Here is a 20,168-nt window from a genome sequence, read left to right as displayed (position 1 = left end):
AATTATTTAACAATAGGTGAGTTATCTATGAATTTTATAACACTCAAAAACATTACTAAATCATTTAATGGAGTAGATGTTTTAAAGGATATTAACTTGGAGATTTATGAAGGAGAGACTTTAGGTATTTTAGGACGTAGTGGTAGTGGTAAATCTGTTTTAATCAACATGCTAAGAGGTACTCTTGATTACAAGCCTGATGGCGGTAAAATATTAATCAATGTTGCAGTATGTCCTAACTGTATGAAAATCGAATCCCCGTCCCATGACGGCGAAAAATGTTCATGCGGATGCGAACTTGCAGTTCAGGAAGTTGATTTCTTCAACTGCGACAGGAAACTTTTCGCAGCCATCAAAAGAAGAATTTCCATCATGCTTCAACGTAACTTCGCATTATACGACGAAGAAACCGTTATTGAAAACGTAATGAGAGCAATGGGGGACGAAATAGATTACGAAGAAGGCCTCTACAAAGCTTTAGACTTATTGGAAATGGTTCAGATGAACCACCGTATCACACACATCGCACGTGACTTAAGTGGTGGGGAAAAGCAGAGGGTTGTGCTTGCAAGACAGCTCGCTAAAGACCCTATGATGTTTCTTGCAGACGAACCGACAGGTACCCTTGACCCTCAAACCGCTGTAAAGCTTCACAATACATTGAAAGAAGGTGTAAAGGATGAAGGAATCACGATGCTCATCACATCCCACTGGCCTGAAGTAATGACTGAGCTTGCAGACAAGGTGGTCTGGTTTGAAAACGGTGAAATCAAAGAGGAAGGTGACCCTCAAACCATTGTGGACAACTTCATGGCTACCGTACCTGTTCCGGAAAAACCTGAAATTCCTGAATTCGGAGAACCTGAAGTGGTATTGGAAGACGTTAAAAAACATTACTATTCAATTGAAAGGGGAGTAATCAAAGCTGTTGACGGTGTTTCAATCACAATCAACAAGGAAGAAATCTTTGGTATAGTAGGTTTAAGCGGTTCCGGTAAGACCACAACAACCAGAATGCTTATGGGACTCACCGATCCGAGCAGCGGTAAAATAGAAATCAGGCTCGGGGAAGACGAATGGGTCGACATGACAAAGGTCGGTCCTTTAAACCGTGGACGTATCATGCCTTACATAGGCTTGCTTCACCAGGAATACTCACTCTATCCTCACAGAACTATTTTAGGTAACCTTACTGACGCTATCAGTTTGGAACTGCCTGCAGAGTTCGGTAAGATAAAGGCAATCGATGCGCTGACCACAGTAGGATTCAGCGACACCACTGCAGTAGGAATTCTCGACAAGTATCCTGATGAGCTGAGTGTGGGTGAAAAGCACAGGGTGGCTCTTGCTCAGGTACTGATTAAGGAACCTAAACTCATCGTACTGGATGAGCCTACAGGTACAATGGATCCGGTTACCCGTGTGGTCGTTACAGATTCAATTTTAAAGGCACGTAATGAACTGGAACAGACATTCATTATCATTTCACACGATATGGACTTCGTACTGGATGTTTGTGACAGGGCTGCTTTAATGAGAGGAGGAAAACTGTTGGATATCGGTACTCCTGAAGATATCGTTAAACAGCTAACGCCAGACGAAAAAGAAGACATGCTTAAAAGGGAAGAATAATTCTCTTTTAGCTATTTAATATTTTTTTTATGTCCCTCCAGTCGGGACAGTTCTTATCCATCAGCATTTTAAATTTTTTTCCATGATTGAACTCTATAAGATGGCACAGTTCATGGATAAAGACATATTCCAGACAGATTTTAGGCTTTTTGGCCAGGTTCAGGTTAAGGGTAATCACTCTGTTCTGCTTGCAGTTTCCCCAGTTTTTCATTTTGCGGATTTTAACTTCACGGGGCTTCACGCCGACGATTCCGCAGCACTTGTCATAGATTTCATCAATCTCTCGTGACAGTTCAAGACGATAGAAATCCTCCAGGGTCTTCTGGCGCCTTTCCATTCGGCTTCTTTTGGAAACCGGCAGGTAAATGGTGCCGTCCTTTAAAAAGGCAGTTTTAATATTGTTGGCAATTAACTGAAGATCATATTCTTCGCCCCAGAGAGGATGCTTTTCGCCGTTGACGTATTTCAGTTTTGGCAGATATTTGCCCTCAGCTATTTTAGCCCTTTTTTCTATAATCCAGTCCATTTTTGAATATATAAAATCGATTATCTGCTCATCGCTTACATAGTGGGGTGCGGAGATTTTAACAGTACCCTCAGGCGGAACAACCCGAAGGTACATGTTCTTGATGTTTTTCCTTTGAATTATTATGTCAATGTCGTTGATTTTCATTAGTGTGCCTCAGGGTCAAAATTGAATATTTTGATAGATAATTTGAAAGCGAGAGGCCTTACTATGAAGTTGACCAGACAGTATGCTACAAACCAGCGTACAGGCCACATTAAAAAGAACAGATCCAGAGGAAGGTTTGTCGTAACGCCGAATATCAGAGGTATGATGAAACTCATCTGAAGGCTTATGAAAAACGGCACAGGGTTGAAAAGGCCATATTCCTTATCCGGTCTGAAGTCAAAGACCTTGATGGCCAGTTTAAATCCTAAAGGATTGCAGATGAAGTTTGCAAAAAAGTATGCTACAGGCCAACGTACAGGCCATAATGCTAAACATAGCCAGACAGGCATTCCCATAGGATATGAAAAGATTAAAGCCATTATTCCGCTCATAAAAAAACTAATAAAAAATGCGATAGGGTTCCATAATTTCATGGGTTAATGTATGTGGTTTATATGTACAAGTAATTTTTGTCAGTGAGCAAATATTTGAATTAGTTTTTAAAACACAAAATATCAAATATCATCAGGAATTATCAAAATGTTTATGAATAAAATTGTTTTCAAAATTATTTTTTGTTGTAATTGTTGTTTGAATATTAGGAAGATTATCAAAATATTTTATTTTATCTTTTAATCTAACCTCAAAAGAAAAATGGCGATTTGAAGGACTAATTTCATTATTTTCAGCGAAAACAAAAATAAATTTTTTATTTAAATTCAATAACCATAATATGAAATCATTTTGAGATTGATTGTAATCCATTCCTAATTTTTCACAATAAGTTTCATAAATTAAGGGTAGGGAGAAAAATAATGATTCATTGGTTTTATTTTTTAATTTACAAATAATCTCATCTTCAAATCTTTTATAAATATTATCTAATGAATTGATAATATATTCATCTATATTATAGTTTGATTTTAATAGATTAATTATGGTTTCCAGTTCTTTTTTATAATCAGTTGATTTTAATGGAAGATTTTTAAATTCTAAAAAATATAATGTACTTTTTTCTTCATTAAAATAAATAGCATCAGTGGATGCAGGTAAATTTCTTTTTGGTTTTCCATTTTCACGTAAATTCGCATTAAAACATATATTATCAAAATTATACATGAAAATTTCGTTATTTTCTATAAAATGATTATTATTTTCTGATTTAGAGATATTATCTAAATTATCATATGTAATTTTAGCTTTTTCATGGAAATTATCCATATTCTTATAATACTTTAAAAGATTCATAAAATCATTATCATTAAATGACATTTAATCACCATCATCCAATTCTAATTTAAAACGAACTCCATTAAGTATATCAAATGGGTTTCCTAAGTTCATGTATACTTTCATTATGTCCAAATCATCAATCAAATTATAATTATATTTTCCAGAAATTTCTGATTCTTCTGTTAAATAGAAATTTGTATTATCATATAATCCATAATATTTAGAATAAACTTCAATAGCTTCAGCTAGAAATGGGCTGTGTGTATTGATATAGGTAGTTATATTTAATTCTTTGCTTGCCAACACTAAAATTTCAGCAAGTTTCACTTGAAATTCGGGGTGTAAATTGATTTCAGGTTCATCCATGATTAAAAAACTGTCCTCTGTCAGTTCATTTTTTTCAAGTAATATTTGGAGAATTCCTAACTGTTTTAATCCAGAAGCGGTGTTTTCCATAGGAAATATTAATCCATCTTTTTTAAAAGAAAATTTTCTGGATTTTGGATTATATATAAATTCCCCATTAATTAAATTATCAATTTTCTTTTTAAATTCTATTAACTTTTTATATGCTTCATCATCATAAACATCAGAAGTTAACTTTCTAAGTTTTCTATTAAGCAATTGAAAGTGGATTTGTTTGTTAATTTCATTATCAAATTCAAGGACAGACGGTGAATCAATGTAAATAATATTTTTAAAATTAAAATATGTTAAATATTCATTAGTTACTGCCCAATTTTTTCCATTGTTGGTTATATGAATTTCTTGATTTAAAGGTTCACCATCAATTTCGCCATGTAATTTAACATCAATATTTCCATTTTCTCCTAAAAATCCATTATATTCTGAATTAAATAATAAATTAAATGTTGAAGCATGTCTAATTTTTAGATTTTTATTTATTTCGGCTAAATCATGAATAGAATCCAAATCTTTTAGATAATCGTTTTTCAAATTCATTGGAGAAATGTCATCAGCTATATTAATGAGATCTTTATAGACATCATCAAAAATTCTAGTTGAAATGATGTCTGTGTTTATTATTGTAAAAATGTCATTTAACTTAGTTGAAAATGAATCATCAAAAAGTTTATTGGACCAATATGAGATAAAATTCATATATCTTCTTTTTATATCTCTATTTGCCAAATAGAAGCCATCACTTGAAGATGCGGTTAAAAGACAATATAAAAATTTACTTGATGTTGATTTTCCTGTGGAATTTTTTCCAACAATCACGTTAATTTTAGCTATATCCAACTCCGCATTATTTATTGGACCTAAATTGTTAATGGTTAATAACATTTTATTTGACATAAAAATTCTCCAAATTCGATTAATATATAATATATTTTAAAACTATATAAAATTATTCAATGCTTTAAATTTTAATTAAAATGATAATATTAATTTAATTATTAATTCAAATAATATTACTCGATTAAAATAATATTGTCGTGAATTAATAAACATTAATCTATAAAATGCATATTTTAAATATCTCTTTTAATTTTTGTATTTTTTAAAAATACATATTCATTTAGTCTAAAATATAATTTTAAAGCTAAATAATGTTTTAATCGTGTAACCGGTGTTGTAGTAATGTTTATATATTTTGATTGTTATAAATCAATATCGGACCATATTTCGGTTCTATGTTTTAGTAAGTTGGATAAGGATGCGTCAAAATTTGTTAATGCAAATTTGTCCTTATTCATTCAATCCTATTTTTTTCATCCATATGCCATTGCTTCAAATTTGTTAGTAACATTACAAAGTATTATATATTGTCATCAAGAAAAATTAATACATTATATTTATGGAGAATTATTATGACTTGGGAAAACGCACCGTCTCATATATGTAGGGGTGGAGATGTAATGGGACTTGCTTTTTGCTGTCCTCCTATAAAACCATGTCCTGTTTTAAATGCATTGGAAGAGGTAAATTTAACTCCTCAAGAGTATATTGATATTAAAGTGGAGTTTGGTAGGCAAACAAGGCTAGGTGAAGGGGCCGGAACTTGTTTTGGATCATTGATTTGGTGTTGCAAACCGTCCAAGCCTTGTCCTTTAAGAGACATGACTTTAAGAAATATGGGCATGAGTCATGACGAATACCTGGATTTGAAAAAAGAGCTCTCAGAAAGATTGGTGGGTGTTAAAAAACCTGAGCCTGATGCAAGAGCCGAAGCGCTGGCTGAAACTTTCAACATTTCAAAACTTGAAGCTATGAAAGTGCTGACTGACTGTAATAACGACTTGAGAAAGGCCGTCAGTGTTTTGAAAGCGCAATCCCTGGAAAATTCTGATTAATATGGATTGGACTGCTCTTTATCTGAAAACTTCCGGACTGAAAGTGTTTATTTTAGGAACCGGTGAAGTTGCAACAAGAAGAGCAAACAGATTTTTAGACCATGGGGCGATTGTAAGGCTTGCTGGCAACTCCATTTCAGACGATATTAAGGATAAGGGAGCAACGCTTCACTCAACTGATGATGCTGACGAGTTGGTTGAATGGGCGGATTTGGTTGTTGTGGCAAGCGCAGATGAGCAGCTGTCTGATTATGTTGCCAGTATCTCTGGAGATAAGCTGCTTAACCGTGCGGATTTTCCTTTTGACGGAGACATAATTGTCCCGACAAGCTTCAATATTGGGGATATTGAGATTTCTATTTTTACGGGAGGCAAAAGCCCGCTCATGGCAAGGCAGCTCAGAAAAAGAATCCAGTCCATCATCACTGAAGAGGACATTCTGGAGATTGAACTTCAGGACTATTCACGCTCAATTTTAAAAGAAATCATTCCTGACCAGAAGGAAAGGCGCAAATACCTTTATAAAATATTTGAAGACGAAACTATTTTAAAATTAATAAAATCTAGAGAAATCGACAAAGCAAAGGCTGTTATCAATGAATCAATAAAGAGGGATTTCAATGATACTTAACTTAAGGGTTGACCATAAGATTGCGGACATTCAGTCAATGGAGAACATTTCAAAGCAGATCGATGATTTGTTTTTGAAACTGCATGAAAAGTATTCAATTACCGAATACGTTGAAATATCAACCTGCAACCGTAAGGAATACTATATTTACAACAATTATATCGACAGCGACGATGAGCTTCTCTCACATGAAAACCAGAATATCATCATTGAATACGGTGATGCTGCAGTATTGCATCTGCTTCGTATGACTTCAGGACTGGAATCAATGATTGTTGGGGAAGACCAGATTCTGGGTCAGGTGAAGGACTCCAAAAACAAGGCGGTTAAGGAGCTTCACTGCAGAAAGGCATTGGACACTATATTCACAAAGGCCATTCATGTAGGCCAGGTCGTCAGAAACAGGACCAAAATAAACAAGGGTTCAGTTTCCATAGGTTCGGCAGCAGTGGATTTGGCCGAAAAGCACCTGGGCGATTTGGAAGGCAAGTCAGTTCTGGTCATCGGCGCCGGAAAGATGGGCAAGCTTGTTGCAAAGGCGCTGGCAGAAAAGGACTTAAGCGCAATTTTTGTTGCAAACAGGACATTTTATGTTGCGGTTGAGCTTGCAAAGGATCTTGACGGAACGGCAATTCTTTTTTCAGAGCTTGACGAATACCTTAAAACTGCCGATTTGGTTATAAGCGCAACCAGTGCACCGCATTCAATCATAAACAAGAAAAGGCTGGAATCAATCGATTTGGTTGAAACTGATTTGTTCATGGTCGATATTGCAAATCCCCGTGACATTGCAGAGGATGTCTGTGAATTGGGAGTCAGACTATTCAATATTGATGATTTGCGCGAGATTGCAGACACCAATACCAAGCTTCGTGAGAAGGAATTCGGTGAGGCAGAAATCATCATCGAAGAAGAGTTCAATTTGCTTAAAGAATCGTTTAAAATAATGGAAGTTGAATCAATACTATCAACTTTAAGAGTATCTATGGAAGATATAAGACAACGTGAAACAAAAAAAGCATCTTCAAAGTTGTCTGATGTAGATGGCAGCGGTAAAATTTTAAATAATCTTACAAATTCCATAGTCAACAAGATATTTTTCGACATCCAGAAGAATCTCAAGCAGGCTGCACTTGACGATAAAAAAGAAGTTATAGATTCTGCAGAGTATATTTTTGATTTCAGGAAGTAAGTGACTGTCTGACACACATTGAAAAGAGTCTTGTCGTGAACAATAAAAATATTGGGCTTACGATTAATGAAAGTATGAAATCAATGGACGGCAGAGACCTTAAAATGCCTAAATCAAGAATGCAGCTAATGACAATATTGAGGCTAATGCTTTCAATGATAATAATAAACAATGTTTCAAAAATCCCTAATTTGTAATATAATCTCAGTATCTCTTTTATATTGAATGCAGATTTCATTTTTCCATCATTTAATGCCTTATTGATTGCGGCTCCGAAAAAACATATGTATATCAGTACTGATGGAACTATAAAAGGTATCCAGATTAACGGATTGTCTGTGATGTCCATTATTCTAACTCCAAAGCCATACATTATTCCAAAAACAATCATATAAACGTATATGATGAGAATTTCTTTAAATCCGTCAACAATCACTTCCAGATGATTCCCCACAATTGATGGGGGAGCGTTTTCACCGTCCAATGTAGTTTCAATTATCTTTGAACGGTATCCCTCTTCAAAAAACAGAAGAACTGTTGAAATTATGAATATTAAGGTCACGATGATATAATGATTGCTCAGGTGTAATTCTTCAATGGATGATGCCATACAGAGGATTATGCCTAAAAGAATCAATATTTTCCAGTTTTTCAACGTATAATGAAAGGAGTCATCAATTAAAGTTATTAAATTCATTCAAACATTCCTTTGATATCGCTAATTTTTACTTTGCTGGATTTCAATGCATAATCAATATCTGACATATCTACAGTATCCTTATCATTGGCTATTGCATGATGCAGTGAAGTCTTGAGAATCTTTTCTTTGATATCTCTTCCTGACATGTTCTTGGATATCTTGACAAGCCTTTCCATATCAAAGTCATGTTCCAGAGGCATAGTTTCAATGTTTCTTTTGAAAATTTCACGCCTTTCATCATCATCAGGAAGCTTGAACTCGATTTCCTCTTCAAAACGGCTTCGAACGGCACTGTCAAGAGAGCTTCTGTTGTTTGTTGCACATATTGTTATGACGCTGTTGTTTTCAGTAATTCCGTCCATCTCGGTTAAAAGCGCATTGACTATTTCTGAAACGTCTCCTCTCAGTGACTGAAAAGACCTGTGAAGCGCAATCGCATCAATCTCATCAATGAAAATTATTGAAGGTGAATTCTTTGAAGCCTTCTCAAACAGATCATGTATCTTGGATGCTGCATCGCCCACATGGTCTCCAATAAGGGAAGTTGCCTTAATCAGATACAGGGGAACGTCAACCTCGCTTGCAAGGCCTTTGACAAGCATGGTCTTTCCCGTGCCGGGATATCCGTAGAAAAGAACGTTTTTAGGAGCCCATCCGCCAAAGCGTTCAGGTTCCGTAAGATACTTTTCAATAACCTTGATTTTGTTTTTTGCATTTGTCTGACCTACAACGTCGGATAACCTGACACTGCTTTTCGTTGACTTCAGGGCATTTTCATTAGCGGTTTCATCAATTATGATGTTGATTTTGGTGTTTTCCGAAATTATTGAGTTTTCAGGCTCTACGGAAATTACCTTAAAGGCAAAATCCGGAATGATTTTTTGATCGAAAAGGTATGATTCATTGTTGATTTCCATACCCAGCCACTGGTCACGGGCGTACTGTTCGAATAAACTTTTGTCGGTGATTTCCAAAGTATTATCCATCATTTCAAAGTCAAAAGGATAACCTGCTGCTTTTAAAACAATACATTCAGCGTTTTTCCTGTTGTTGCTTGTTGGAACTGCTGTTTTTTGACTTTGGCCTTTGACCTCGCTTTTTTTAGAATTGTTTTTCAAAAAATCACCCTGTAAAATTAATTAATATAAATACTATTGTAACTATATTATATTTATAATTTGGTGATTTTATTATGAGCTTCAGGACTAGACGGGTAACATTCATGACCCCATTTTATATGCTTTTCGAATTTTTTCTTCTGAAATTCCTTTTTATGCTGTTCTATCCTCTGGATGACTGGACTTTGCTTTTAATAACAGTTTTAATTGGAATATTAAATATAGCTCCGATGCTTTTAGAAGAGAAGAAAACCAGATTCATAACAAGACTATTAACGGAAATATCTGCAATCTGGATGTGGGCATCTCTGATGTTTTTTATAGACATTGTAATAATTTATCTTATTGGAAATCTCAGCCAAAGCGTTATTTACATCATGCTTCTTGCAGTGCCTTTAATAGGAATTTATGCATATTACAAGGCCCATAAATTAGTAATAAAACAGAAAGAAGTGAAACTGGACAGTCTTGAAAAAGATGTAAATATTGTCCACCTCTCAGACGTTCACTTCGGTGCCGTAAGGTATAAGAAAATCATAAATCAGCTTAAAGACACTTTAAATTATTTGTCTGATACATGTGATGTGGCAATCATTTCAGGAGATCTGGCCGACGGCTCATCACTTGTAGCACCCGACGATTTCATGCCTTTAAAGGATGTGAAGATGCCGATTATATTCACGCCGGGAAACCATGACTATTATCCCGGAATCGACAATGTAATTAATGCATGCAGAAATGCGGGAATAATAGTTCTTGACAACGAGTCAGTTGAAATCAACGGACTTAACATTTACGGACTCACATACAGCTTCGGCGACATTGAAATGCCGAGTGCAGATGAGCTTAGAAGTGAAATAAAAGAAGATAAAACCAATATAATCGTTTATCATGTTCCATACGCCTGGGACGTCCATTCAAAAATAGGCTTTGACATACAGCTGTCCGGACACACTCATGGGGGACAGTTCTATCCGGTAACATGGATGTCCGACAGGATGTTTGAATATAACAGGGGGCTTTTTAAGGATAATTTAAATCATTACCTTAACGTGACGACCGGTGTGGGTTCAATGGACCAGCCGTTAAGGTGGGGAACAGACTCTGAAGTAGTAGTCCTCAAACTGAAGAAAAACTAAATCATATTTTCATACAGTTCCTTCATTTTCAGGGCATCGATGTCCCTCAGCGGAGTTTCGCAGATTATGTTTGCCTTCCAGCCGTTGTCGATGAGATTGGCAAGAAGATCCCCGATTTGCGGTCCGTACTCATCGCTTTCATCCAATGTGTGATGCTTGACCTCTCCGCCATGGCCATATTCGATTGTTGTGAAATGACAGTGCAGGCGGTCAATATCCAGCTTGTTTTCGATTGTTGAAAAAATGCAGTTATAATCGTCCTTTTTTGTTAAAAATCCTCTTCCACGGGCATGTATGTGTGCAAAATCGATTGTAGGTTCGAAGTGATCAAAGCTGGCGCAAAGCTCTACAATCTCTTCAATATTTCCCTGCTGTGTTCTTTTTCCGGTGGTTTCAGGCGCAAAAGTAAAATCCTCAATGCCTTCAGCCTCAAGTTCCTCAAACAATCTATTGATGGTCTGTTTTGAAATTTCCATTGCCTTTTCAGGTTTCCGGTTGGTGTAAAAACCCGGATGGAAAACGAGCCTGTAGGCGCCCATCCATTCGCCCGCTCTGGCAGTAGCTATCAGATGGCCGATGCTTTTGTCTATCTTTTCACTTTCCTTAGCGCATAGGTTTATGTAATACGGACCGTGCATTGAAATCAAAATATCAAATTTCTCAGCTTCCTCTTTGAGAATTCTGGCGGATTCCTCACCAATCCTGACTCCATAAGGGGACTGGTATTCGTATGAGTCAAGTCCGATTCTTTGAATGTATTTGGGAGCTTTATATGCTGCACCTTTATAGTTAACCGGACTGCCTGCTGGTCCAAAAAAAACTTTGTTTTTCATAGAATTATCTTTTATTTAATGGGTTATTATACTTTTTTGAAATTAATAAAAGATTAGAATGAATAATATTCTTCTAATCTTTTTTGAATAATTAACTGAATTTCTTTTTTCATACTCGGTTTTAGATATACATCAAGGCCATGATGTGTTTTTTTGTAACCGATTATGTTTTCTGCATGTAATCTTTTAACTTCTTTGTTAATTGATTTGCACGGAATTTCAGATAATTTGTTACACAAATTGGTGATGGGGGTGTGCTTTTTGTTAAAGTAACGTTTTTGCCACATGAAAAATAAGATTTTTTCTCTAACTTCATTAGAACTCTTATTTTTGCTCATTTTTTAAATATATTTATCTAATAACTCTTTAAGTTCGGCTGCAACTTTCTTGTTTAAAATTATTTGTTTATCTGATTCGTAAACAATTTCTAAATTTCCAGTATCATCATTTTTCAATTTTTTATTTACCAGTATCATCATTATTTCATTATCATCTCCACCAACACCTATATGGGATATATTAATCACTTCTGAGTTGGGATTAATTGTTATTCCTTCTTTTCTAGGGACATCATATTCTTCCTGTTCATCTATCATAATTTCACCTTATTTCTCATCAATTAACATAAATTCAAAATTCATAATTCTATCAGTGTTCAATGAAGTAAATGTATAATTTTCTTTCATAGTTATTTCGTGTTCAAGCAAATCCAAATCAACATTCGGTGCGTTTTCACTTAAATACAATTCTTCTTCATCTTCGGTTAGTTCATCAGATATTTCTTCAGGTAATTTTAACTGTTCCTGATACTCTTTTTCAACTAATTCTTCACTAATTTTCATTAATCCTTTAACAATATTCGATTTTGGATTCAAACTAAATTTTGAATTTTTAAAAGTAATTATTTCAATATCAACCAAATCATCAATAAAATTATTTAGTGTTGATCTAGATATTTCTGATCCCACAGCTATTTGTTGTTTCGTGTGCTGTGAAAACGGGGTTGACATTAAATAGTCAATTACTTTGACTTGTGGACAATTTCCAAATATTTCTTTAAACATTAGCAACACCTCATGTATAATAATTATACATAATATTTTATAAAATTTTTGGTTTGTCCAATATTCATACATTATTTTTGTATTGAAATTATTTGAAAAGAAAATTTAGCAATGATAAAATGTACAAAGTGAGTTAAATCTTCAGTTAAGGCATGGTTATTAAAAAGAGTAAAAAGGGAATTATAAAATTCCCATAGCTTTGTTGGTTTTTGCGATTGATTTTTCGTTGTCACTTTCCATTTCAAGAAGTGCACGAATAGCATCAATGTTTTCAGGTATTACATCAGATTCCTGGTGTACTGCCTGCATGTAGAAGAGTTCGTTTCCAACAACGTTGATGGATTCTCTCCATACTGGAATTTCGTATAAGTCATTTCTGTTCCTGCCCAATTCCTTAGCATATTCCATAAGCTCTGCAGTTGAACCGAGGCCTTCTGCAGCATCAACGACAATAACTCTTGAACGTTTTTCCAAAGCTTCAACAATCTCTTCGGTTTCCACTTCGTTGTTGATTTCAACCATGATGTTGTGCTGGTGCATTAATGTTGTAGGCACGAGCAAAGCCATTGTGGTAACGTCAATGCCTTTCATTACGGTTTTTACGTCAGGACCGTGGTGAGATGGCACTTTTGGAGGGTTAGGTACAATTGCGTTAATCGGACCTTTCTTGATTTCAGACGGGTCTGATCCTCTTCTTACCATTACAGCCCTTACCTTTTTGATATCAGCAATCGGATCGATTGTGGATAATGTACGGGTAAGTCCTGTTGTGTTACATGAAACTACTCTTGTGTAGTCCTTACCGTATGAATCGTCATAGTTGGAGATTGCATTGAATGAAAGGCCAGTCAGTTCATGGTCTTCTCCGCCCTGATAGATTGCTTTTACACCGGCTTTCTTATACATTTCAAGGTTTTGCGGACCGATGCTTCCAGGAGTACAGTCAACAACAACATCAGCTTCCTGAATCATGTCTTCAACAGTACCTGCAATTTCGATTCCGGCATCCTTAAACAGCTGTTCTCTTTCAGGAATTCCAATGTATAAAGGATAGTCTTTTTCTTCAACAGCAGTTCTTGCTTCGTAATTAGGTCTTGTTTTACTTACACCTATTACTTTCATGTCGTCCTGAGCTGCAACAGCGTCAGCAACTCTTTTTCCTATTGTTCCATATCCATTAATTGCAACAGATTTCATTTTAATCCCTTTTTGAAAAATTTAGAAATTTAATTCTATGCTTTAAATTTATTTTTTAAATTATATATAATTTGATATTTACAAATATGCTTAAAAATAACTAATTTTTTGTATTTTTCCATATTACTTTTAAATACTATGATAAATATATTACTTTATAACTCTCTTTCGAGTTTTTCATTATAATTAATTAACAGGAGGAAAAAACATGAATATTGTTGAAATATTTAAAGATTCATTATCTTATCCTTTGCATAATATAAAATCATTAGTCATCTATGCGATTTTAGGTATTATTGCAGCTATTGCTTTTGGAAGTACTCTCGTCGGTATTGTCACCGGTGTGACTACAGAAAATGTGGCAGCTCTTTTAGGCTCAGCATTTTTAGGCGTTATTATCACAGCATTCATAGGCTTTGTAATTTCAGGTTATGAGCTGGATATTGTAAAATACGGTATTCAAAGATCCGATGAAAGCCCAAGCATTGATATCATCAGACAGTTCTTCAACGGATTCAAATTGATGATTGTAGGCATAGTTTACTATATCATACCTTATGTTATAGTTTTAATTTTATCTATATTCTTTAAACATTGGGTTATTTCTGTCATTGCCTTTATTTTGTATGTCATTTTTGCTTTAGCACAGTTCATGGCTCAATGTAGATTAGCTAAAAGCGAAGATTTAATGGATGCTTTAGCTTTTGGACAATCAATTGCGGATATTTCAAGAGTCGGTATCGTTAAATTATTAGTGTTCATTGTTATCGTTGCAATTATCGCAGCTATCCTGATATTTGTTTCAGTAGCGTTAATGCAATGGAATTCAATTGTCGGCGGAATAATTTTAGGTATCGTAGCAGTATATCTTGTATTCTTTGTCGGTAGAGCAACAGGTTTATTATACTCTGAAGTATAGATAAACCTTTCATTTTCTTTTTTTTCAGAAATCTTAACATTTATATACTTTATATCACAAATATATTGTCGGAAGGCATTTTCCTTCCAGTCAATTTTAAATTTTATTTTTGTGATTATTATGGTTTTAAGTACAGGAAACACGGCATGGATGCTGGTTTCAACAATTATGGTTTTATTAATGACTATTCCTGGAATAGCATTTTTCTATGGTGGATTGTCAAAAAAGAAGAACGTCCTGAACTCGATGTTTTTATCTTTGATTGCATTTGCAATAGCTAGCCTGATATGGATTTTCTACGGTTATCAGCTGTCATTTTCTGATGCGAGCTTTTTAGGGTTCATTGGAATACCTCAAAGCCTGCTGATGGAAGGAATTGGTGTTGATTCCCTTACAGGCACAATACCGACATTCGTATTTGCAGGCTTTGAGCTGACATTTGCGGGTTTGACTGCAGCAATTGTCTCAGGTTCAATTGTCGGAAGGATGAAAACAAAGTCATGGGTGATATTCACCATTTTGTGGGTAAGTCTTGTTTATATTCCGGTCTGTCACTGGATATGGGGTGGTGGATGGCTTATGAACATGGGAGCAATAGACTTTGCCGGAGGAGTTGCCGTTGAGGTAAACTCAGGTTTTTCAGCTCTTGCATTGGCGCTTGTCCTTGGAAAAAGGAAAGATACCTCACTGCTTCCGCATAATTTGGGTTATTCCATTTTAGGTGCAGGATTTTAATGGTTCGGATGGATGGGATTCAACGGAGGATCAGCCCTTGCCGCCAACGGTCTTGCAGGTTCAGCCATTCTGGTGTCAAACACCGCAGCGGCAGCAGCCATGATTGCATGGGTAATACTTGATATAATGAATGTGGGAAAACCGACAGTTTTAGGTGCAATCACCGGAGCTGTGGCAGGTCTTGTGGCAATCACTCCTGCAGCTGGTTTCGTTCCTCTTTCAGGCTCAATTGTTATTGGTGTTGGAGCGTCACTGATATCATACTATGCGGTATATCATATCAAGACAAAATTCGGATACGATGATGCTCTGGATGTATTCGGTGTTCACGGACTTTCCGGAGTCTGGGGACTTATAGCGACAGGACTGTTCGCATCTCCGGCAATCAATGGAGTTGCAGGACTCTTCTATGGAAATCAAGTCAGTTATTGATTCAAGTTATTGCAGTTGTCGCAACGATGGCATACACTTTTGCAGTAAGTTTAATAATAGCCAAAGCATTAGATAAGACTATAGGATTAAGAGTTAAAGACAGTGAGGAAATTTCAGGTCTTGACTCAGCATTGCATAAGGAATCAGGATACAGAATTTAATGGGGTGTAGTTTATGAAAAGAATAATTGCGGTAATACGTGAAGAAATGTTTGAAAATGTTAAAAAGGCTCTTCTGGAAGCAGGATGTGAAGGAATGAATGTCTCCTCAGTAAAAGGAAGGGGAAGACAGCTGGGCACTAAAGAATCCTACAGGGGTTCAACTTATTGTATCGACCTTCTTCCAAAAACAAGGGTTGAACTGATTGTCAATGAAGGCGATCTCGACAGAATCATCGATGTCATCATTGACAGCGCCAGAACAGGCGAAGTCGGAGACGGTAAGATATTCGTCTCAGATGTTGAAGAGGTAATAAGAATCAGGACCGGCGAAAGGGGTTCAGATGCGGTTTAGTTGATGGGTAACTTCACCCATTAATTTTACCTATTGAAATATTGAATTAACCATCCATTAAAATTAAATTCTAAAAGTTAACTCATTGTTTATTTTAAGATAAAATTAATTATATTGGTGTGGGTTAAAAAAATAGTGAGTTGTAGAAATGTTATTACATAAAAATAAAAAAGTTAGGGGATTTATTCTACGTTAAATCCTGCTTCTTCGACAGCTTCCTTGATGTCGTCATCGGAAACTTTGTCGGTATCCAATTTGATTTTGGTAATACCTGAATCTAAATCAGCTTTAGCATCTTCAATACCATCAACATCGGTTAATGATAATTGTACAGCATTTACACAGGAAGGGCAGTGCATTCCTACAACTTTTACTTCTTTTTCTTCAATTGCCATATTTAATTCTCCTTTTTAATTGATATGTAATATTATGTTGTTGGCTTATTTAAATGTTTAGTTATACCTAACTTTTTGCTTTTTCTCAATTCTTTTCCTGTCAATTTGTAGTTCATTAACGTTGACGAATATATGATTACAATCACTGATCCGATATTGTGAATCAATGCTCCGCTAATAGGGTCCAGCAATCCTAGAATTGCCATTATCATTGCAACTACATTTAAAGACAATGCAAATGCGATATTTAAGTTTATTGTACTTAATGTTTTTCTTGATATGGCGATTAAATGGGGAAGTTCTGATATATCGTCATTTATCAAAGCAATGTTTGCAGCTTCAATTGACACGTCACTTCCAATATCTCCCATAGCTATTCCCACATTAGCCTTTTTAAGGGAAGGAGCATCATTAATTCCGTCTCCAATCATGGCAATTTTATTTCCATTTAACTGAGCTTGGCGGATATATTCTGTCTTGTCTTCAGGCAGGCAATTGAATTTCGCACTCTGTACTTTTACTTGTTGTGATATGAATTCTCCGGCCTTTTCATTGTCTCCTGTCAATAATGTAGTTTTAATTCTCAGTTTCTTTAATCTGTTAATTGTATATCTGGAATTTTCACGTAGTGTATCGGCTAAAATTACATTTCCCATTACTCTACTGTCTTTTGCAACAATTATTTGGATTTCTCCGTTTTGATTTTCTTCAGGATAATATTCCAAATCAATTCCCTCATCGTTAAGAAGCTTTTTATTTCCGGCAATTATTCTGGAACCGTTGATGTATCCGATAATTCCCTTTCCGATTTTCATCTCAAAATTTTCAACCGTTGCTAAACTGTTTTTGCCATAATAGTTTACAATGGCTTTTGCTAGAGGATGCTCGGATTTGGATTCAAGTGAAGCAAGCAGATGCATCATTTCCTCTTCCTCATCTGAAATTACTTTCACAACTTTTGGAGTTCCATGAGTTAATGTTCCTGTTTTATCAAATACTAATTCATTCACGTGAGCCAGCTCTTCTATTGAAGCACCATCCTTTACTAGAATTCTGTGTTTTGTCAGATTTCCGATGGCTGCGGTAATTGCCGTTGGTGTGGCTAAAACCAATGCGCACGGGCAGAATACAACTAAAATAGTTACGCTGCGGGAAATCTCGAAAGTGAACAGATATGTAAGTATCGCTGCAGTAAATGCAATTACAACAATCATTGTAGCCCATTTATCGGCCGCCCTTACAATCTTAGCGTTTTCAGGAGAAGAGGATTTGACCAAATCAATCAATTTTTGAAGGGAACTGTCCTTGCTTACTTTTGTCGTTTTCATCATAAAAGATCCAAAAAGATTAGTGGTTCCGCTGAATACTTCGTCATTTTCTTTTTTGTCAACTGGCAGGGATTCACCGGTTAATGTAGACTGGTCAATTGATGTTTCACCGTTAATGATTACTCCATCGGTTGGGATATTTTGTCCAGGTAGGACCTTTAGGATATCTCCGATTTTCACATCTTCCACATTTATTTTCTCTTCAATGCCATTTCTGATTCTTGTTGCAAATTGGGGTGTCAATTTGACAAGTTCTTTTATTTGGGATTGTGTTTTGTTAACAGTATATTCCTCTAAAAATCCACCAATTGCCATTATCGTTGCAATTTCTCCTGCCGCAAAGACTTCACCAATAACTATTGATGCGATAATGGCTATTGTAACCAATAAGTCTGCTTTTATGTCAAATTCAGTTATGAGTCCTTCAATACATTCCTTAAATATAGGTATTCCGCACAATATTATTGCAATCCATGATAAGTAGTTAATGTCAAGTATGAAACTTGATATAACACTTATCGCTGAGATAATAATGAATATTATGTCTTTAATTTCAGTTTTGCCAAACTTTAAATTCATTTCTATCAGCCCCTAGGTACAGATATACCCTATGGGGTATAGTGTTACTTCAAAAAAAATTATAGTCTTGAGTAGTACTCTAGAATTGATGAGATATCAACAAGTGCATCATCCACATCACCATCATCAATTGCATTTTTTACGCAATGTTCAAGGTGTCCCTCTACTATAATATGCCCAACTTTATGTAGAGCGGATTTGGATGCATTTACTTGCATTAATATCTGTTCGCAAGGAATATCTTCATCTATCATACGGTCAATTGCATTCAGCTGGCCGATGATTTTCTTGAGTCTTCTGTGTAAGTTTTCACTGTCCATGCATTCTTTCAAAATAATCACAACCTATACCTACTAGGGTATATAACAAAAGTTGTATATAAAGTTTGTCTTAAAAATAGTTTAAAAAATATAAAAAAAGAAGGAAAATTTTAGGTTTAATTTTCCAGTTGTTCTAATTTTTCAGGGAAGTATGTATCTACAACATACTCAAGCCCGTATTTTGAGAAAGATTGCTGTTCTGCTTTCTTACCGATTTTAAGCATCTTTTTGATTTCAGTTTGCCAGAAATCGCTTTTGTACCTTGGGTCTTTGGAAAGCTCTTTCAGTCTCATGACGTCAACATCTTTAAGCTTATCTGTAGGTAAATCGTAGTTGATAATGTCAGATGCGGTCACTCCCATGAATTTAGCGTTTGGTGTTGCCAAATCATGATTTACGTGAGCTAGTTTTGCACTTCCGGAAATGATAACCTGTGCAATGTGGAATCCCCAAGGGTCTCCGTCGTTACAGATGTAAACAGGCAGATCCAGTTCTTCATTAACCCTTTTGATGAATCTTCTTGTAGCACGTGCGGCCTGTCCTTTGAGCCCGACAATAAGTGTATTGAATCTTTGGTGAGCGTTTTCCTGAACCATCCTGTGGAACATTCCCATGGTTTCCACTGCAATAACCCTTTCAACACCACAGTCAAGGAATTCGACCTGATCGATTGTAGGTGAAATGGTATAACCTGATTTTCCTGCTTTTGCAGCGTTGATTTCAACGTCATCATCCAGAAGGGTAATGTCTCCGTAAACGGATGCTCCGTCTTCTTCAGGCATCAGTCCGAGGTCTTCACGGGTGGTACCTAAGGTTACTTCAAGGTCTTCCCCGACAATGTTGGATTCCTGCTGGGATTTGAAGCTGATTCCCCAACCTTCGGAAACGTAATACATTTCCCTGATGGTTGCGGTTTTTTCTCTTGCAACCAAATCCTTACAGAAGTTTGCAACATAAACCATCTGTCCTAATTTTCTGATTTGTTTAACGTTACCGAGAGATCTTCTACCGTATCTGTCTCCTAAAACATAGTATCTTTTCGCATCATCGTATACAATGTTTCCGGTACCTCTTGAAGGAACTCTAAGGGAAGGGACTTTTTGCTTTTCAATTTCCTCGATAATTTCCTGACCTAATCCTTTTAACTTGTTGAAAGTGTATTCTTTCCTGAGTTCTTTATGTGATTTGCCTTCTTGTTTTACTTCATCAGCCATCTA

At 35.7% G+C, this 20,168-nt stretch carries 22 protein-coding genes and 1 pseudogene; 8 read left to right on the top strand and 15 right to left on the bottom strand.

Going from position 1 to position 20,168, the window contains the following annotated elements:
- The first annotated feature begins 27 nt into the window (after positions 1-27).
- Positions 28-1,632, top strand: coding sequence for a methyl coenzyme M reductase system, component A2 (gene atwA, locus ACKI2W_RS10115; RefSeq protein ID WP_407381759.1), 1,605 nt, complete (start codon positions 28-30; stop codon positions 1,630-1,632).
- A 7-nt stretch (positions 1,633-1,639) separates the two neighbouring features.
- Here the strand turns inward: atwA and ACKI2W_RS10110 are convergent, their stop codons facing one another.
- The 4 genes from ACKI2W_RS10110 to ACKI2W_RS10095 form a co-directional block, all read right to left on the bottom strand.
- Positions 1,640-2,305: a M48 family metallopeptidase gene (locus ACKI2W_RS10110; protein ID WP_407381757.1), complete on the bottom strand. Its 666-nt coding sequence runs from the start codon at positions 2,303-2,305 to the stop codon at positions 1,640-1,642.
- Positions 2,305-2,697: a hypothetical protein gene (locus tag ACKI2W_RS10105; RefSeq protein WP_407381755.1), complete on the bottom strand. Its 393-nt coding sequence runs from the start codon at positions 2,695-2,697 to the stop codon at positions 2,305-2,307. The genes ACKI2W_RS10110 and ACKI2W_RS10105 overlap by 1 nt, the downstream gene beginning before the upstream one ends.
- A gap of 133 nt (positions 2,698-2,830) precedes the next feature.
- Positions 2,831-3,577, bottom strand: coding sequence for a hypothetical protein (locus ACKI2W_RS10100; protein ID WP_407381753.1), 747 nt, complete (start codon positions 3,575-3,577; stop codon positions 2,831-2,833).
- Positions 3,578-4,858, bottom strand: coding sequence for an AAA family ATPase (locus tag ACKI2W_RS10095; RefSeq protein ID WP_407381751.1), 1,281 nt, complete (start codon positions 4,856-4,858; stop codon positions 3,578-3,580).
- Positions 4,859-5,373: 515 nt separating this feature from the next.
- Here ACKI2W_RS10095 and ACKI2W_RS10090 point away from each other — a divergent pair.
- The 3 genes from ACKI2W_RS10090 to hemA are packed head-to-tail and all read left to right on the top strand — an operon-like array spanning position 5,374 to position 7,679.
- Positions 5,374-5,856 carry a methanogenesis marker 9 domain-containing protein gene (locus ACKI2W_RS10090; RefSeq protein ID WP_407381749.1) on the top strand — a complete coding sequence of 161 codons (483 nt, stop codon included), beginning with the start codon at positions 5,374-5,376 and terminating at the stop codon, positions 5,854-5,856.
- A gap of 1 nt (position 5,857) precedes the next feature.
- The gene (locus ACKI2W_RS10085; RefSeq protein ID WP_407381747.1) at positions 5,858-6,487 is read left to right on the top strand and encodes a bifunctional precorrin-2 dehydrogenase/sirohydrochlorin ferrochelatase; all 630 of its coding nucleotides are present in this window, start codon (positions 5,858-5,860) and stop codon (positions 6,485-6,487) included.
- Positions 6,477-7,679 (top strand): glutamyl-tRNA reductase, encoded by a 1,203-nt coding sequence (hemA, locus tag ACKI2W_RS10080; protein ID WP_407381745.1) that lies wholly within the window; start codon positions 6,477-6,479, stop codon positions 7,677-7,679. Before ACKI2W_RS10085 ends, hemA begins: the two co-directional genes overlap by 11 nt.
- On the opposite strand, the gene ACKI2W_RS10075 is transcribed toward hemA, so the two are convergent.
- Together ACKI2W_RS10075 and ACKI2W_RS10070 are read right to left on the bottom strand one after the other, a co-directional pair.
- On the bottom strand, positions 7,669-8,376 hold the full coding sequence (locus ACKI2W_RS10075; RefSeq protein WP_407381743.1) for a DUF4013 domain-containing protein: 708 nt from the start codon (positions 8,374-8,376) through the stop codon (positions 7,669-7,671). The genes hemA and ACKI2W_RS10075 overlap by 11 nt on opposite strands.
- Positions 8,373-9,497 (bottom strand): AAA family ATPase, encoded by a 1,125-nt coding sequence (locus ACKI2W_RS10070; RefSeq protein WP_407381741.1) that lies wholly within the window; start codon positions 9,495-9,497, stop codon positions 8,373-8,375. The genes ACKI2W_RS10075 and ACKI2W_RS10070 overlap by 4 nt, the downstream gene beginning before the upstream one ends.
- Before the next feature lie 74 nt (positions 9,498-9,571).
- On the opposite strand from ACKI2W_RS10070, the gene ACKI2W_RS10065 reads away from it, so the two are divergent.
- On the top strand, positions 9,572-10,636 hold the full coding sequence (locus tag ACKI2W_RS10065) for a metallophosphoesterase (protein WP_407381739.1): 1,065 nt from the start codon (positions 9,572-9,574) through the stop codon (positions 10,634-10,636).
- On the opposite strand, the gene ACKI2W_RS10060 is transcribed toward ACKI2W_RS10065, so the two are convergent.
- The 5 genes from ACKI2W_RS10060 to ACKI2W_RS10040 form a co-directional block, all read right to left on the bottom strand.
- Positions 10,633-11,469 (bottom strand): TIM barrel protein, encoded by an 837-nt coding sequence (locus tag ACKI2W_RS10060; RefSeq protein WP_407381737.1) that lies wholly within the window; start codon positions 11,467-11,469, stop codon positions 10,633-10,635. The genes ACKI2W_RS10065 and ACKI2W_RS10060 overlap by 4 nt on opposite strands.
- Positions 11,470-11,522: 53 nt before the next feature.
- Entirely contained in the window at positions 11,523-11,807 is a 285-nt protein-coding gene (locus ACKI2W_RS10055; RefSeq protein WP_407381735.1) for a hypothetical protein, read from the bottom strand.
- Between the two features lie 3 nt (positions 11,808-11,810).
- On the bottom strand, positions 11,811-12,065 hold the full coding sequence (locus ACKI2W_RS10050) for a hypothetical protein (RefSeq protein ID WP_407381733.1): 255 nt from the start codon (positions 12,063-12,065) through the stop codon (positions 11,811-11,813).
- A 9-nt stretch (positions 12,066-12,074) separates the two neighbouring features.
- Positions 12,075-12,533: a hypothetical protein gene (locus ACKI2W_RS10045; protein ID WP_407381731.1), complete on the bottom strand. Its 459-nt coding sequence runs from the start codon at positions 12,531-12,533 to the stop codon at positions 12,075-12,077.
- Between the two features lie 180 nt (positions 12,534-12,713).
- Positions 12,714-13,730, bottom strand: coding sequence for a phosphorylating glyceraldehyde-3-phosphate dehydrogenase (locus ACKI2W_RS10040; protein ID WP_407381729.1), 1,017 nt, complete (start codon positions 13,728-13,730; stop codon positions 12,714-12,716).
- A gap of 208 nt (positions 13,731-13,938) precedes the next feature.
- Here ACKI2W_RS10040 and ACKI2W_RS10035 point away from each other — a divergent pair, with 208 nt between their 5' ends.
- The 3 genes and pseudogenes from ACKI2W_RS10035 to ACKI2W_RS10025 all read left to right on the top strand — a co-directional run bounded on the left by ACKI2W_RS10035 (position 13,939) and on the right by ACKI2W_RS10025 (position 16,329).
- On the top strand, positions 13,939-14,649 hold the full coding sequence (locus tag ACKI2W_RS10035) for a DUF4013 domain-containing protein (RefSeq protein ID WP_407381727.1): 711 nt from the start codon (positions 13,939-13,941) through the stop codon (positions 14,647-14,649).
- Between the two features lie 117 nt (positions 14,650-14,766).
- Positions 14,767-15,977 (top strand): annotated as a pseudogene (locus ACKI2W_RS10030) (ammonium transporter).
- A 13-nt stretch (positions 15,978-15,990) separates the two neighbouring features.
- Positions 15,991-16,329: a P-II family nitrogen regulator gene (locus tag ACKI2W_RS10025; RefSeq protein WP_407381725.1), complete on the top strand. Its 339-nt coding sequence runs from the start codon at positions 15,991-15,993 to the stop codon at positions 16,327-16,329.
- 182 nt (positions 16,330-16,511) lie between these two features.
- Here the strand turns inward: ACKI2W_RS10025 and ACKI2W_RS10020 are convergent, their stop codons facing one another.
- The 4 genes from ACKI2W_RS10020 to ACKI2W_RS10005 all read right to left on the bottom strand — a co-directional run bounded on the left by ACKI2W_RS10020 (position 16,512) and on the right by ACKI2W_RS10005 (position 20,165).
- A complete protein-coding gene (locus ACKI2W_RS10020) occupies positions 16,512-16,724 on the bottom strand; it encodes a heavy-metal-associated domain-containing protein (protein ID WP_292799474.1) in 213 nt (70 codons plus the stop codon).
- Positions 16,725-16,756: 32 nt separating this feature from the next.
- On the bottom strand, positions 16,757-18,631 hold the full coding sequence (locus tag ACKI2W_RS10015; protein WP_407381723.1) for a heavy metal translocating P-type ATPase: 1,875 nt from the start codon (positions 18,629-18,631) through the stop codon (positions 16,757-16,759).
- Between the two features lie 59 nt (positions 18,632-18,690).
- Complete coding sequence (locus ACKI2W_RS10010) at positions 18,691-18,963, bottom strand: metal-sensing transcriptional repressor (protein WP_407381721.1); 273 nt, start codon at positions 18,961-18,963, stop codon at positions 18,691-18,693.
- Positions 18,964-19,067: 104 nt separating this feature from the next.
- Positions 19,068-20,165, bottom strand: a complete 1,098-nt coding sequence (locus ACKI2W_RS10005) for a DNA topoisomerase IV subunit A (RefSeq protein WP_407381719.1) — start codon at positions 20,163-20,165, stop codon at positions 19,068-19,070.
- Positions 20,166-20,168: the final 3 nt, after the last annotated feature.

This window comes from Methanobrevibacter sp. (genome assembly GCF_045603845.1).
In the GTDB taxonomy this organism is placed as follows: domain Archaea; phylum Methanobacteriota; class Methanobacteria; order Methanobacteriales; family Methanobacteriaceae; genus Methanocatella.
This window is presented reverse-complemented; position numbering and strand designations above follow the sequence as displayed.

Excerpts from the sequence above, each read along its gene's own strand:
- ACKI2W_RS10045 (WP_407381731.1), bottom strand. The coding sequence starts at position 12,533 with ATGTTTAAAGAAATATTTGGAAATTGTCCACAAGTCAAAGTAATTGAC.
- ACKI2W_RS10100 (WP_407381753.1), bottom strand. The coding sequence starts at position 3,577 with ATGTCATTTAATGATAATGATTTTATGAATCTTTTAAAGTATTATAAG.
- ACKI2W_RS10095 (WP_407381751.1), bottom strand. The coding sequence starts at position 4,858 with ATGTCAAATAAAATGTTATTAACCATTAACAATTTAGGTCCAATAAAT.
- ACKI2W_RS10090 (WP_407381749.1), top strand. The coding sequence starts at position 5,374 with ATGACTTGGGAAAACGCACCGTCTCATATATGTAGGGGTGGAGATGTA.
- ACKI2W_RS10075 (WP_407381743.1), bottom strand. The coding sequence starts at position 8,376 with ATGAATTTAATAACTTTAATTGATGACTCCTTTCATTATACGTTGAAA.
- ACKI2W_RS10020 (WP_292799474.1), bottom strand. The coding sequence starts at position 16,724 with ATGGCAATTGAAGAAAAAGAAGTAAAAGTTGTAGGAATGCACTGCCCT.
- hemA (WP_407381745.1), top strand. The coding sequence starts at position 6,477 with ATGATACTTAACTTAAGGGTTGACCATAAGATTGCGGACATTCAGTCA.
- ACKI2W_RS10040 (WP_407381729.1), bottom strand. The coding sequence starts at position 13,730 with ATGAAATCTGTTGCAATTAATGGATATGGAACAATAGGAAAAAGAGTT.
- ACKI2W_RS10050 (WP_407381733.1), bottom strand. The coding sequence starts at position 12,065 with ATGATAGATGAACAGGAAGAATATGATGTCCCTAGAAAAGAAGGAATA.
- ACKI2W_RS10085 (WP_407381747.1), top strand. The coding sequence starts at position 5,858 with ATGGATTGGACTGCTCTTTATCTGAAAACTTCCGGACTGAAAGTGTTT.
- ACKI2W_RS10005 (WP_407381719.1), bottom strand. The coding sequence starts at position 20,165 with ATGGCTGATGAAGTAAAACAAGAAGGCAAATCACATAAAGAACTCAGG.
- ACKI2W_RS10055 (WP_407381735.1), bottom strand. The coding sequence starts at position 11,807 with ATGAGCAAAAATAAGAGTTCTAATGAAGTTAGAGAAAAAATCTTATTT.
- ACKI2W_RS10015 (WP_407381723.1), bottom strand. The coding sequence starts at position 18,631 with ATGAATTTAAAGTTTGGCAAAACTGAAATTAAAGACATAATATTCATT.
- ACKI2W_RS10060 (WP_407381737.1), bottom strand. The coding sequence starts at position 11,469 with ATGAAAAACAAAGTTTTTTTTGGACCAGCAGGCAGTCCGGTTAACTAT.
- ACKI2W_RS10110 (WP_407381757.1), bottom strand. The coding sequence starts at position 2,305 with ATGAAAATCAACGACATTGACATAATAATTCAAAGGAAAAACATCAAG.
- ACKI2W_RS10035 (WP_407381727.1), top strand. The coding sequence starts at position 13,939 with ATGAATATTGTTGAAATATTTAAAGATTCATTATCTTATCCTTTGCAT.
- ACKI2W_RS10065 (WP_407381739.1), top strand. The coding sequence starts at position 9,572 with ATGAGCTTCAGGACTAGACGGGTAACATTCATGACCCCATTTTATATG.
- ACKI2W_RS10025 (WP_407381725.1), top strand. The coding sequence starts at position 15,991 with ATGAAAAGAATAATTGCGGTAATACGTGAAGAAATGTTTGAAAATGTT.
- atwA (WP_407381759.1), top strand. The coding sequence starts at position 28 with ATGAATTTTATAACACTCAAAAACATTACTAAATCATTTAATGGAGTA.
- ACKI2W_RS10105 (WP_407381755.1), bottom strand. The coding sequence starts at position 2,697 with ATGAGCGGAATAATGGCTTTAATCTTTTCATATCCTATGGGAATGCCT.